This is a genomic window from Saccharomonospora sp. NPDC046836 (genome assembly GCF_040645195.1).
In the GTDB taxonomy this organism is placed as follows: domain Bacteria; phylum Actinomycetota; class Actinomycetes; order Mycobacteriales; family Pseudonocardiaceae; genus Prauserella_A.
In genome coordinates this window covers 42,401-54,312 of sequence record NZ_JBEYXW010000018.1, presented here as the reverse complement: position 1 = coordinate 54,312, position 11,912 = coordinate 42,401, and the positions used below count along the sequence as shown (strand labels likewise).

Annotated in this window: 10 protein-coding genes; 4 read left to right on the top strand and 6 right to left on the bottom strand. The window is 68.7% G+C overall.

Annotation, left to right across the window (positions count from 1 at the left end):
* Positions 1–13 precede the first annotated feature (13 nt).
* Positions 14–1,318 (top strand): amidohydrolase, encoded by a 1,305-nt coding sequence (locus ABZ863_RS20670; protein ID WP_358537983.1) that lies wholly within the window; start codon positions 14–16, stop codon positions 1,316–1,318.
* Here the strand turns inward: ABZ863_RS20670 and ABZ863_RS20665 are convergent.
* The 4 genes from ABZ863_RS20665 to ABZ863_RS20650 form a co-directional block, all read right to left on the bottom strand.
* Entirely contained in the window at positions 1,307–2,008 is a 702-nt protein-coding gene (locus tag ABZ863_RS20665; protein ID WP_358537980.1) for an SDR family oxidoreductase, read from the bottom strand. The genes ABZ863_RS20670 and ABZ863_RS20665 overlap by 12 nt on opposite strands.
* A 40-nt stretch (positions 2,009–2,048) precedes the next feature.
* Entirely contained in the window at positions 2,049–4,136 is a 2,088-nt protein-coding gene (locus ABZ863_RS20660; protein WP_358537979.1) for a PhoX family phosphatase, read from the bottom strand.
* 94 nt (positions 4,137–4,230) lie between these two features.
* The gene (locus tag ABZ863_RS20655) at positions 4,231–5,448 is read right to left on the bottom strand and encodes an MFS transporter (RefSeq protein ID WP_358537978.1); all 1,218 of its coding nucleotides are present in this window, start codon (positions 5,446–5,448) and stop codon (positions 4,231–4,233) included.
* Positions 5,438–5,908, bottom strand: coding sequence for a MarR family transcriptional regulator (locus tag ABZ863_RS20650; protein ID WP_358537976.1), 471 nt, complete (start codon positions 5,906–5,908; stop codon positions 5,438–5,440). The genes ABZ863_RS20655 and ABZ863_RS20650 overlap by 11 nt, the downstream gene beginning before the upstream one ends.
* A 64-nt stretch (positions 5,909–5,972) precedes the next feature.
* On the opposite strand from ABZ863_RS20650, the gene ABZ863_RS20645 reads away from it, so the two are divergent.
* Entirely contained in the window at positions 5,973–6,611 is a 639-nt protein-coding gene (locus ABZ863_RS20645) for an HAD family phosphatase (protein ID WP_358537973.1), read from the top strand.
* Positions 6,612–6,672: 61 nt separating this feature from the next.
* Here ABZ863_RS20645 and ABZ863_RS20640 read toward each other — a convergent pair whose 3' ends face one another.
* On the bottom strand, positions 6,673–7,761 hold the full coding sequence (locus ABZ863_RS20640) for an inositol-3-phosphate synthase (protein WP_358537971.1): 1,089 nt from the start codon (positions 7,759–7,761) through the stop codon (positions 6,673–6,675).
* Between the two features lie 50 nt (positions 7,762–7,811).
* Positions 7,812–8,354, bottom strand: a complete 543-nt coding sequence (locus ABZ863_RS20635; RefSeq protein ID WP_358537969.1) for a PadR family transcriptional regulator — start codon at positions 8,352–8,354, stop codon at positions 7,812–7,814.
* Positions 8,355–8,607: 253 nt separating this feature from the next.
* Between ABZ863_RS20635 and ABZ863_RS20630 the strand changes: the two genes are divergently transcribed.
* The gene (locus ABZ863_RS20630; protein ID WP_358537967.1) at positions 8,608–9,006 is read left to right on the top strand and encodes a DUF5318 domain-containing protein; all 399 of its coding nucleotides are present in this window, start codon (positions 8,608–8,610) and stop codon (positions 9,004–9,006) included.
* Positions 9,007–9,101: 95 nt separating this feature from the next.
* Entirely contained in the window at positions 9,102–11,891 is a 2,790-nt protein-coding gene (locus ABZ863_RS20625) for a transglycosylase domain-containing protein (RefSeq protein ID WP_358537966.1), read from the top strand.
* The last annotated feature ends 21 nt before the right edge of the window (positions 11,892–11,912 follow it).

The following is an 11,912-nucleotide window of genomic DNA, read 5'->3' as shown; positions in this document are numbered from 1 at the left end:
TAGAATCGGCGCCATGACTCGCCGGCTGCGCGCTCCGATCGTCCTGCCCGCCGACCCCGCCTGCACCGTCGTGCGGGACGGTGTGGTCGACATCGATGACGCCGGCCGCATCGGCTACTGCGGACCTGCCGCGTCGGCGCCGGGGGAGGCCGACGTCACCGAGTTGCCGGGCATCCTCCTGCCGGGGCTGGTGAACACGCATGCGCACAGCCCGATGGTGTTGCTCCGCGGCATGGGCAGCGACCTGCCGCTGCTGCGGTGGCTCCGCGAGGTCATCTGGCCTGCGGAGGCGAAGCTGCGGCCCGAGGACGTACGGACCGGGATGCTGCTGGGTTCCGTGGAGATGCTGTGCCGGGGCGTCACGACCAGCGCCGAGATGTACTTCCACGCCGAGCAGCTGGCCGACGCCGTGCTCACCACCGGCGCCCGCGTCGTGCTCGGCGGTCCCATCATCGACCTGCCGGGGCTGGACTGGCGCGCCATGCTCACGGCAACCGAGCGGTGGATCGACACCGATGGCCTGCGCTTCGGCCGCGGCGAGCGCATCGAGCTCTCCTACGCCGCGCATTCGGCTTACATGCTGCCGGTCGACGCACTACGCGCCGTCGCCAAATCCGCGTCCGCCCGCGGCGCACTCGTGCAGATCCACGTAGGTGAAGCCGCCGATGAGGACGAGCTGCAGCGGGCCGAGTTCGGTTCGGTGCCACGGCTGCTGGACCAGGTGGGACTGCTCGACGGCAGGCTCATCGCCGCGCACGCCGTGCATCTGTCCGATGAGGACATTGCGCTGCTCGCCGCGCGGGGTGCCGGTGTGGCCCACTGTCCGGGGTCGAACGCCAAGCTGGCATCGGGTATCGCGCGGCTGGCCGACCTGCGCGCGGCCGGGGTACCGGTCGGGCTTGGCACGGATGGTCCGGCGAGCAACGACGACCTTGACCTGTGGGAGGAGGTCCAGCTCTCGGCGTTGCTGGCCCGTCTGTCCACTCAGGACTCTACTGCGGTGACGGCTGCCGATGCGCTGCTGCTGGCCACCCGCGGCGGCGCCGAAGCACTGGGGCGCAGCGACATCGGCTCGCTCGAGAGCGGGCGGTGGGCCGATGTGGTGCACGTCGACGTCGACGACCCGGCGTTCGCAACGGGCCTCGACGTTCCCGACGACCAGTTGCTGGCGAACCTGGTGTGGGCGGCGGGCTCGCGCCGCGTGCGCGAGGTGTGGGTGGCCGGCGAGCAGGTGGTGGCCGGCGGGGAGCCGGTGCGTGTGGACCGTGCCGAAGTGCAGGCGAAGGTGGCAGCCGCCGCCACCCGCCTACGGCAGTGAGACCTGTGGGCGTGGGCGGATGGTGACCTCGGTCAGGTGGGCATCGGGGCCGGCGGTCACGGCGGCGACCACAGCGGCCGCGACCGACTCGGGGCGCAGGTACTTCTCCGGGGCGTAGTCGCCGCCCTCGCTGGCGACAACGGCCTGCTGCATTTCTGTGTCGGTCCGGCCGGGGAACACCGAGGTCACGCGGAGCCCGGCGGCCTCCTCCTCGGCCCGCAGCGCGTCCGCGAAGGCGCGCAGGCCGAACTTGCTCGCCGCATAGGCACCCCATCCCGCACGCACGGACAGTCCCTGGCCGGAGTTGATCAACACGACCTGACCGCGCGCGGCACGCAGCGCGGGCAGCAGCAGCCGGGTCAGCTCGGCCACCGCCACCACGTTGACCTCGAAGTGCCGGCGCCACACCTCGGCCGGCGATTCCTCGACGGTGCCGAGCCGGGCCACACCGGCCGAGTGCACCAGGACGTCGAGTGAGTCGATCTCCGCAACCGCACGCGCGACAGCCGAAGCATCGGTGAGATCGACTGCCCAGGGCCGTGCCCCCGGCAGCCGACTAGCGAGCTCGGTGAGCGCAGCCTCGTCGCGTCCACCGAGCAGCAGTTGGTGCGTCGGAGCGAGAGCCTGCGCCACCGCGGCGCCGATTCCACGCGAGGCGCCGGTGACGAGTGCGAGCGGTTGGTCAGCCATGCCGCCTACCGTAGACGGCATGGCTGAGCCGGCCATTCAGCTACCGGACGCCGATCTTGCCGGTGCCGAACTTGCCCTTCTTCCACACCGCGACGATCGAGGGCCGCGGGTTGGCCGAACCGCCGTCGGGCCAGTGCGACAGCGGGTCAGCGGCACTGGAGCCCTCACCGGGGTGCTGCACGGCGACCAGCACGAGGTCGTCGGTCACCACCGGGCCGCAGGTCTCCGCGGCGATCGGCACGGTCAGGAACTGCTTGACCTGGCCACGGTTCGGGCCCTCGACCGGCACGGAGAACAGGCCGTCGTTGGAGCCGAGTGCGTTGCCGTCGGTGGAGATCCACAGGTTGCCGTACGGGTCGAACGCCACGTTGTCCGGGCAGGAGATCGGGCTGACCTGGTCCTTCGGGAAGCCACCGAAGTAGGTGTCCGCGGTTGCGGGGTCACCGCAGACCAGCAGCAGCCGCCAGGCGAAGGTGGTCGACGCCGCGTCGCCGCGGTGCTCCTCCCACTCGAGGATGTGACCGTTGCGGTTGCCGTTGCGCGGGTTGGCCTCGTCGGCAGCGCCCTTGCCCGCGGCACCGCGGTCGCTGTTGTTGGTCAGCGCGGCGTAGATGCGGCCGTTGACCGGGTTGGGCTCGATGTCCTCGGGACGGTCCATCTTGGTCGCGCCCACCTTGTCGGCTGCGAGCCGCGTGAAGACGTAGACCTCCTCGGCGGTGAAACCCTCCACAAAGGACTTGTTGCCCCTGGCGAGCGGGATCCAGGTGCCGTAACCGTCGAACTCGCCGTCGGCGGGGAGCTTGCCGCTGCCGTCGATCTCGCTGACCGGGCTGTCGCCGACGAACTTGGCGACGTAGAGCGTGCCGTCGTCGAGCAGGCTCGAGTTGTGCCTGCGGGCGAAGGCGCTGGTGCCCTTCTTGTACTTGCCCTTGGAGACGAACTTGTAGATGTAGTCGAACCGCTCGTCGTCACCGGAGTACACGGCGACCCGGCCGTCCTTGGTGATCTTGATGGTGGCGGCCTCGTGCTTGAAGCGGCCGAGCGCGGTGTGCTTGATGGGCTTGGCGTCCGGGTCGTTCGGGTCGATCTCGACGACCCAGCCGAACCGGTTCACCTCGTTGGGCTCCTGCGTGACGTCGAAGCGCTTGTCGAAGCGCTCCCACTTACGGCTCGTCCCACCGCTGGTGATGCCGTACCGCTTCAGCCGCGCCGACGCGACCGGGTCGGTGACCGCACCGGCGTTTGCGAAGTACTGGTTGAAGTTCTCCTCACCGGAGAGCACCGTGCCCCAGGGCGTGACGCCGCCTGCGCAGTTGTTCAGGGTGCCGAACACCTTGCGACCGCTCGAGTCGGCCGAGGTCTTCAGGTACTTCGAGCCTGCGACGGGACCGCGGACCTCGAATTCGCTCTGCACGGTGATGCGGCGGCTGTACCGGCTCGGCACGACCTCGAGGCCGCCCCTGGACTTCCGGACCGCCTGCACCACGGTCAGCCCGTGCGCGGCCCAGCCGATCTTCACCTGCTCCTCGGTCGGGTTGTTCGCGTCGTAGGTGCCCGCGGGGAACATCTCGCTCTCGGTGGTGTACTCGTGGTTGACCACGAGCAGGTTGCGCCTGCCTGCACCGTCCTGCGGGATGAGCCCGACGAAGTCGTTGTTGTAACCGAACTGCTTCGCCTGCGCGGCGGCGGTCTGGTTGTTGAAGTCGAACTTCGGCGCACCGGGCAGCACCGCGTCGCCCCAGCGGATGACCACGTCCTGCTCGTAGCCCTCCGGGGTCACGACGGCGTCGGCGGTGTTCGGGGCAACCGCGTCGAAGTCGGTGCCCGGCACCGGGCGACCCGGCTTACCCGGCTTGCCTGCCAGCGCGGGCGGCACCGTACCGGCCGCGGCCGCGGTACCGGACAGGGCGGCGAAACCGGCGGCGGCCGCGGTCATCACGGCACCCGCGCGCAGGGCACCACGGCGGGAAAGCATGTTTCTGACGACGTCGCCGAAGTACTCGTTGTCGGATGTGTTGGGTGCCGGGTGCGCACATGCGTTTCCGCACCGGTACTCGCACGTCACGGCGGACCGGCCGGAGCGGTGAGAGGTCAGCAATGGGAGATAACGCCCGGGCTCGACAGACACACGGCCTCCAGTTCACTCAGTCAGGGGAACGAAAGTGACCGTATGTGTCCAAAGCGAGCCAATTACGTCCAGCAGGTAAACGGACGGCGAATGGTCACACCTCTTCGCCGATCAACGCGGCCCCGGCCGGCATCGTGCGGGAATCGGAAGTACGGCTGCCGACGGCGAGCAGTCCACCCGCGAGCACACACAGCACCGCGGCGATCAGGAACGGGCCCTGCGCGAAGCCCAGCCACTCCGCCAGCTGGCTCACGAGGGTCGCGGCGGCGGCACCACCCAGCCAGCGGCAGAAGTTGTAGCCGGCACTGGCGACCGGACGCGGCGCGTCACTGACCGACATGGCCGTGCCGGTGAACAGGGTGTTCAGCAGCCCGGACACCAGTCCACTGAGGATGATCGCGACCACGAGCAGCGGTTTGCTCGGGACCAGCATCACCAGCAGCAGGGCCGCGTAGCCGAGCACGGCGACCACCGTGGCCCTGCGCTCACCCAGCCGGGCCGCGAGCCGCGGCGCCAGCGCGACACCGGCGACGGCGACACACAGGCCCCAGCCGCAGAAGATCAGTCCGATTGCGACAGCGCTCCACTGCAGAACGAACGGCGACCACGCCAGCACGGCGAAGAACGCCGCCGTGTAGAACGCCGAACCGATCGAGGTGCGCAGCAGGCCGCTGTGGCCGAGCGCCCGCAACGGGTCCAGGATCCCGGTGCGTGGCCGGTCGGCACGGGAGTCGCTGGTGAGGAACAGCGCGCACAGCACGAGCGCGCAGGCCATCAGCACCGACGTGCCGAGGAACGGGCCGCGCCACGAGAAGCTGCCGAGTAGTGCGCCCAGCAGCGGGCCGACCGAAAGACCGAGGCCGAGCGCCGCCTCGTAGAGCAGGATGGCACCGGCCTGCCCACCTGCGGCGGCCCCGACGATGACCGACAACGCGGTCGCGATGAAGAAGGCGTTGCCGAGCCCCCACACGGCCCGCAACGCGACGAGCTGCTCGATGGAACCAGCCATGGCACATAGCGCAGTGGCCACCACGATGAGGGAGAGCCCGGCCACCACGGTCCGTTTGGCACCGAACCGGGCGCTCGCCGCGCTGGTGACGAGCATCGCGACGACCTGGACGGCGAGATAGGACGAGAACAACAACGTCACCTGCGACGGCGTCGCGTGCAGCCCCTCGGCGATGGACAGCAGGATCGGGTCGACAAGGCCGATGCCCATGAAGGCGATGACGGCGGCGAACGCGGTGATCCAGACCTGCTTCGGCTGTCCCTTGACGGCGGCGAGCAGGCTGGAATGGTGGTCAGCGTTCATCGGCCGGTACCTCCTCCTTGGTCTCCTTGGTGCTGCTGGGTACCAGCAGACGCCGCAACGCCGGGATCGCGAGTTCGATGGCCCCCCGGTCCTCGGGCGGCAGCACACTGAGCCGCTCGCGCAGGAACTCCTCACGTGCGGCGACCAGCTCGTCGTAGAACCGGCGGCCCTGCGCGGTCACGCTCACCAGCACGGCGCGACGGTCGGCCGGATCGGGTACGCGGATGACGAGCCCGTCGCGTTCGAGCCGGGTGACGACGTCGGTCAGTGAAGGGAGGCGGACGCCCTCGAGGTCGGCCAGCACGCTCATCCGGCGCGGACCGCCGGCGACGAGCTCGGCGAGCACCGAACCCTGGGTGAGGGTCAGCGTGTGCCGTGGGCCGTGCCGCCGCACCAGGTAGTAGAGGCGGAACACCAACGGGCGCAGTTCATGGGCGAGCTCGGCGACTCCTGACATCACTTAGCCAGGCTAACAAAAATGCTTAGGGTGTCGAAGTAATCCGCGGCACACGTAGGCTGCGGGCATGGACGCCGTGGTATTCGATCTCGACGGGGTGCTCGTCGACTCCGAGCAGCTGTGGGACGAGGTGCGGCGCTCGGTCGTCGCCGAGCACGGCGGGACGTGGACCGCCGAGGCGACCAGGGCGTTGCAGGGGATGAGCACGCCGGAGTGGGCGCGCTACCTCGTCGAGGAGCTGAGCACGCGGCTCACCCCGGAAGAGGCCGCCGACGTGGTGGTCGGCGAGATGGCCCGGCGCTACGCGGACGGTCCGCCCGTGCTGCCGGGCGCCGAGCCGGCCGTGCGCGCGGTGGCGCAGCGGTACCCCGTTGCCATCGCGAGCTCGTCGCCGCCCGTGCTGATCGACGCCTTCCTCAGCGCCACCGACCTCACCGGCCTCGTCGGCGCGGCGGTGTCGAGCGAGCACGTCGGCGCTGGCAAGCCGGCACCGGACGTGTACCTGGAAGCGGCGGCCCGGCTCGGGGTCCCGGCCATGGCCTGCGCGGCTGTGGAGGACTCGACCAACGGACTGCGCGCGGCGCTGGCCGCCGGGATGACCGTCTACGCCGTGCCGAACCCGCACTTCCCACCGGACCCCGCCGTGCTCGCGCAGGTCCCGGTGGTGCTCAGCCAGATCAGCGAGCTACCCGCGAAGCTGCCGTGACAGCAAGGGAGCGGAGGCACACTCGGTGCGTCCGCTCCCTGGCACTAGCGACCTGCCGGGCTCAGCGTTCGGCCTCGCCACTGATGAACTTCTCCACCGCGTCGCGGGCAGTGGAGTCGTCGTACTGCTCCGGCGGCGACTTCATGAAGTAGGAGGACGCCGACAGCAGCGGGCCGCCGATGCCGCGGTCCTTGGCGATCTTCGCGGCACGCACCGCATCGATGATGATGCCGGCGGAGTTCGGCGAGTCCCACACCTCGAGCTTGTACTCCAGGTTCAGCGGAACGTCACCGAAGGCGCGGCCCTCGAGCCGGACGTAGGCCCACTTGCGGTCTTCCAGCCACTGCACGTAGTCGGACGGGCCGACGTGCACGTTGGCCTTGCCGAGGTCCCGGTCGATCTGCGAGGTGACGGCCTGCGTCTTGGAGATCTTCTTCGACTCGAGCCGCTCCAGCTCCTTCATGTTCTTGAAGTCCATGTTGCCGCCGACGTTGAGCTGCATGGTGCGGTCGAGCTGGACACCACGGTCCTCGAAGAGCTTGGCGAGCACCCGGTGCGTGATCGTGGCGCCAACCTGCGACTTGATGTCGTCACCGACGATCGGCACGCCGGCCTGCTCGAACTTGGCTGCCCACTCCGGGTCGGAGGCGATGAACACCGGGATGGCGTTGACGAAGGCGACGCCGGCATCGAGCGCGGCCTGTGCGTAGAAACGCGCGGCCTCCGTGGAACCCACCGGCAGGTAGGCGACCAGCACATCCGCGCCGGACTCCCGCAGCGCGGCGACCACGTCGGCAGGCGGCTCGTCCGACTCCTCGATGGTCTCCTGGTAGAAGCGGCCGAGCCCGTCCAGCGTGTGGCCACGCAGCACCGGAACACCGAGGGGCGGCACGTCGCAGATCTTGATCGTGTTGTTCTCGCTGGCCAGGATCGCCTCGGCGAGATCCTGACCGACCTTCTTGGCATCGACGTCGAATGCGGCGACGAACTCGATGTCCCGGACGTGGTAGTCGCCGAACTGCACGTGCATCAGGCCAGGCACGCGCGAGTTCGGGTCGGCGTTGCGGTAGTAGTGAACACCCTGGACCAGCGATGCCGCACAGTTGCCGACCCCAACGATGGCCACCTTGACACGGCGGTTCTCGCCCATGCCGGTATCTCCCTTACTCGTCTTCATGTGTAGGTCTGCCGAGCCGCGACTCAGTCCCGCCCCTCTCGCTGCTCGGCCTGTTCGTGCGCGATCAACTCGTTGAGCCAGCGCACTTCCCGCTCACTTGCCTCCAGCCCCAGCTGATGCAGCTCACGGGTGTAGCGATCGATCTTCTCCTCGGCCCTGGCCAACGCTGCCCGAAGACCTTCACGGCGCTCCTCGACGCGGCGCCGCCGACCTTCCAGGATGCGCATCCTGACGTCGGCCGGTGTCCGCGAGAAGAACGTGAAGTGGACACCGAATCCCTCGTCGTCCCACGTCTGCGGACCGGCATCGGCGAGCATCGCGGCGAAGCGTTCCTTCCCCTCCGCGGTGAGCTTGTACACACGTTTCGCCCGCCGGTTCCAGCCCGTCCCAGCCTCAGCGTCCTCCTCGACGATCAGCTCGGCGCGCAGCAACCGCCGCAGGGTCGGATACAGGGAGCCGTACGAGAACGTGCGGAACATGCCGAGCGTCTCGTGCAGCCTCTTCCGCAGCACGTAGCCGTGCATGGGTGCCTCGTGCAACAGCCCCAAGATCGCGAACTCGAGCACAACGCACCCCCCTCCGGGAACGAAACGACATCGCTCGGCGTTTCCGCTCCAGATCGCCGGGCGCGTCCGCAAACCTACCGCCCGATTATATCGGTGTGATACATCGAAGTGGCGCAGCTAACCTCCGGATAACCCCTCAACCAGACAACGTTCACCAATTCGTTATCGAAGGGGCGGCGTGTCGGAGGGAGCGCTGACGCCGCTCCGCGGAATGTCTCGTCACCAACGATCGCGAAGCACGTACTCTGTTGAGGTGCGAAACCAGCGGCAGGTCGTCGACTACGCGCTACAGCGCCGTGCGCTGCTGGCCGAGGTCTATTCCGGCCGGGTGGGCACGATGGACGTCTGCGACGCCTCGCCCTACCTGCTCAGGGCGGCCAAGTTCCACGGCCAGCCCAGCACGAACTCGTGCCCGGTGTGCCGCAAAGAACCACTGACACTGGTCTCCTGGGTCTACGGCGACGAGCTCAAGCACGTCGCGGGTTCGGCCCGCGCACCTGAGGAACTGGAACGCATGGCCAACCTTTTCGGTGAGTTCACCGTCTATGTGGTTGAGGTGTGCCGGTCATGCGGATGGAACCACCTGGTCCAGTCGTACGTCCTGGGAACTGGAACACCTCGCCCACACTCACGGAGGACCGCAGGTCAGTGACGGCAGATACCGGCTGGAACGGGGTCCCGCCGCGCACACAGAGTTTCGGTCCGCAGAACGGCGTCCCCCGACGCGCCGATCTCGGAGGGTCTTGAGTGAACGACCAGGGAAATCACCGCTGGCCGGAGCAGGAACCTGGCCGCGGTAGACACAGTCAGCGGCCGACCGGCGACGATGCGGGACCACAGTGGCCGACAGGCGACGAACCGGCACGTCCGGCGCGCCCGCCACGCCACGTCCGGCCGCAGCAACCAGCACAGCCACCACGCCAGCCGCAATGGCCAACGGGTGACGACCAGCCAGGGGCACCCCGCTGGCCGGGCGAGTCCGGCCAGCCGGCCCGCCACGCCCGCGGCGGCAGGCAGCAGCCACCGCCGCCCGGCCGCAGGCAACCTGGGCCACCGCCACCCGGCGCCCGCCCGCCCGGCGGCCCACAGCAGGGTGGCTACCGGCAGCCGCCACCGTCCCAGCAGCGCCCCGGCCACCCGCCGGCCGGTGCCGGCGCAGCGGGGGTCGAACGCGAGCCCGAGCTGATCACGCATCGCGCGTACAACGGCACCGGATTCGACGACGGCGGCCGCGACGATCCGTACGACGACTACGACGAGCGCTGGTCCGAAGAGGACGAGCAGCGCTTCCGTGAGACGGGCCTCGCCGACGACGAGGACGGCACCGGCAGGAAGGGCAAGGGCAAAGCGCCGCTGACACCGGCGCAACGTAAGAAACGCCGGTGGCGCCGCATCCGCCGGTCGATCTACGCCCTCGTCGGCCTGTTCCTCGTGTTGCCCGCACTCGCCTTCGTCATCACGTACTTCATGGTCGATGTGCCCTCACCGAGTGACGTGGCGCAGCAGCAGGCCAAGGTCGTGACCTACTACTACGCCAACGGCCAGGAGATGGGGCGGGACATCCCGCCCGACGGCGGCAACCGGATCATCCTCAACTCGTCCGACATCACGCCGGTTGTGCGGCACGCCATCTACTCGGCCGAGGATGCCACGTTCGAGACCAACCCCGGTTTCGACATCACCGGTATCGCACGGGCGGTGTTCAACCAGCTCACCGGTGGCGTCGGCGGTGGTTCCACCATCAGCCAGCAGTACATCAAGGTGGCCACGGAGAACGACGACTACAGCTACCTGCGTAAGTGGAACGAGCTCGTCAAGGCGTTCAAGATGAACAACGAGCAGTCCAAGGACGAGATCATCACGGCGTACGCCAACACCATCTACTTCGGACGCGGCGCGTACGGGATCGAGACCGCCGCGCAGGCGTACTTCAACAAGCACGCCAAGGACCTCAACGCTTCCGAAGCCTCCCTGCTCGCCGGCATGATCCAGCAGCCGGGCCGCTCGGAGAACGAGGAAGTCCGGCTCAAGCGCTGGACCTACGTGATGGACCAGATGGTCGCGAACAACTGGCTGTCCGCGGCGGAGCGGGACCAGGCCACCGTGCCAACGCTCATCCCGGTCGAGGACTCCAAGCCCAACGCGATCACCGGCCCCAACGCCTACATCGAGCAGCGGGTCAAGGCCGAGCTCGAAGCCAAGGGCTACCCGGAGGAGAAGATCCAGGCAGGCGGCTACCGGGTCTACACCACGATCGACCAGCGAGCGCAGGACCTCGCGGTGCAGGCTGTCGACAAGGTGATGGGCGGCCAACCGCAGGACCTTCGCAAGGCAATAGTCGCCGTCGACCCGAAGACCGGCGGTGTGCTCGCCTACTACGGCGGGCCGAGGGAACCGGGGGTCGACGAGATCGACTGGGCGAACACGCAGCGCAACCCGGGCTCGTCGTTCAAGCCGTTCGACCTCGTGGCACTCCTCCAGCGCGGCAAGGGGCTCGGCGAGACCTACGACGGCAGCTCACCACGCACGTTCGGCACCGTGACGGTCCGGAACTCGGACAACGAAGAGTGCAAGCGATGCACGGTCGCCGAGGCGATGGAACGCTCGATCAACACCGTGTTCTACGACATCGTGCTGAACGAGGTCGGACCGCAGGCCGTTGTGGACGCCGCGCTCGCCGCCGGTGTACCTGAGCAGCACGGCGAGAAGAAGACCATGGGCAGCGTCGACGGCAACATCTCCATCGGTGGTGGTGACACCATGGTGACGCCGACCGATATGGCAGCCGCCTACGCGACGTTCGCGGCGGACGGGATCCAGCGGGAGACCCATTTCGTCACCAAGCTCACCACGTCCGACGGCGAGGTGCTCTTCGACGAGAGCACACCAGGCGCGACCGAGGGCACGCCCGCATTCTCCGAGGATCCGGAGAAGAGCAAGCAGATCGCGGGCAACGTCACCGATTCGCTGAAGCCGGTGCTGACCCGCTCGGAGCTCACCTGCGCGGGCGGCCGGGAATGCGCGGGCAAGACCGGTACGCACCAGTACGTCGGGCCGAACGGCGACAAGTCGATCAACGAGAACGCCGAAGCCTGGATGGTCGGCTACACACCGCAGATCTCCGCCTCGGTGTGGGTCGGAACCGGTAAGAACCAACCGATCCGCGACGCCAGCGACCGCCGCGTCTACGGCAGCGGGCTGCCCGGCGAGGTCTGGAAGGAGTTCATGGACTCCTACCTCGAGGGCGCGCCCGAGATGACGTTCGACCAGGTGGACCCGATCGGCCAGGTCCCTCAGGCACCGCCGCAGGACGACTCGTCGTACACGCCGCCGTCGAGCACCAGCAGCAGTAGCAGCAGCAGCTCTCCGCCGCCGGTGACGTCGGACGTCCCGCCGCCGGAGAGCAGCCAAAGCGAGGAGATCCTCCCGACGGACGAGATCACCCCGCCCGACGACGAGACAACGACGACCGAGTCGAGTGAGTCCAACAGCAGGCCGACCTGGCCGCTTGGCAGAGGCCAGAACGGCGGCGGTTAGAACGCACAGCAACAGCGACGA

Excerpts from the sequence above, each read along its gene's own strand:
- ABZ863_RS20640 (WP_358537971.1), bottom strand. The coding sequence starts at position 7,761 with ATGGGCGAGAACCGCCGTGTCAAGGTGGCCATCGTTGGGGTCGGCAAC.
- ABZ863_RS20655 (WP_358537978.1), bottom strand. The coding sequence starts at position 5,448 with ATGAACGCTGACCACCATTCCAGCCTGCTCGCCGCCGTCAAGGGACAG.
- ABZ863_RS20645 (WP_358537973.1), top strand. The coding sequence starts at position 5,973 with ATGGACGCCGTGGTATTCGATCTCGACGGGGTGCTCGTCGACTCCGAG.
- ABZ863_RS20670 (WP_358537983.1), top strand. The coding sequence starts at position 14 with ATGACTCGCCGGCTGCGCGCTCCGATCGTCCTGCCCGCCGACCCCGCC.
- ABZ863_RS20665 (WP_358537980.1), bottom strand. The coding sequence starts at position 2,008 with ATGGCTGACCAACCGCTCGCACTCGTCACCGGCGCCTCGCGTGGAATC.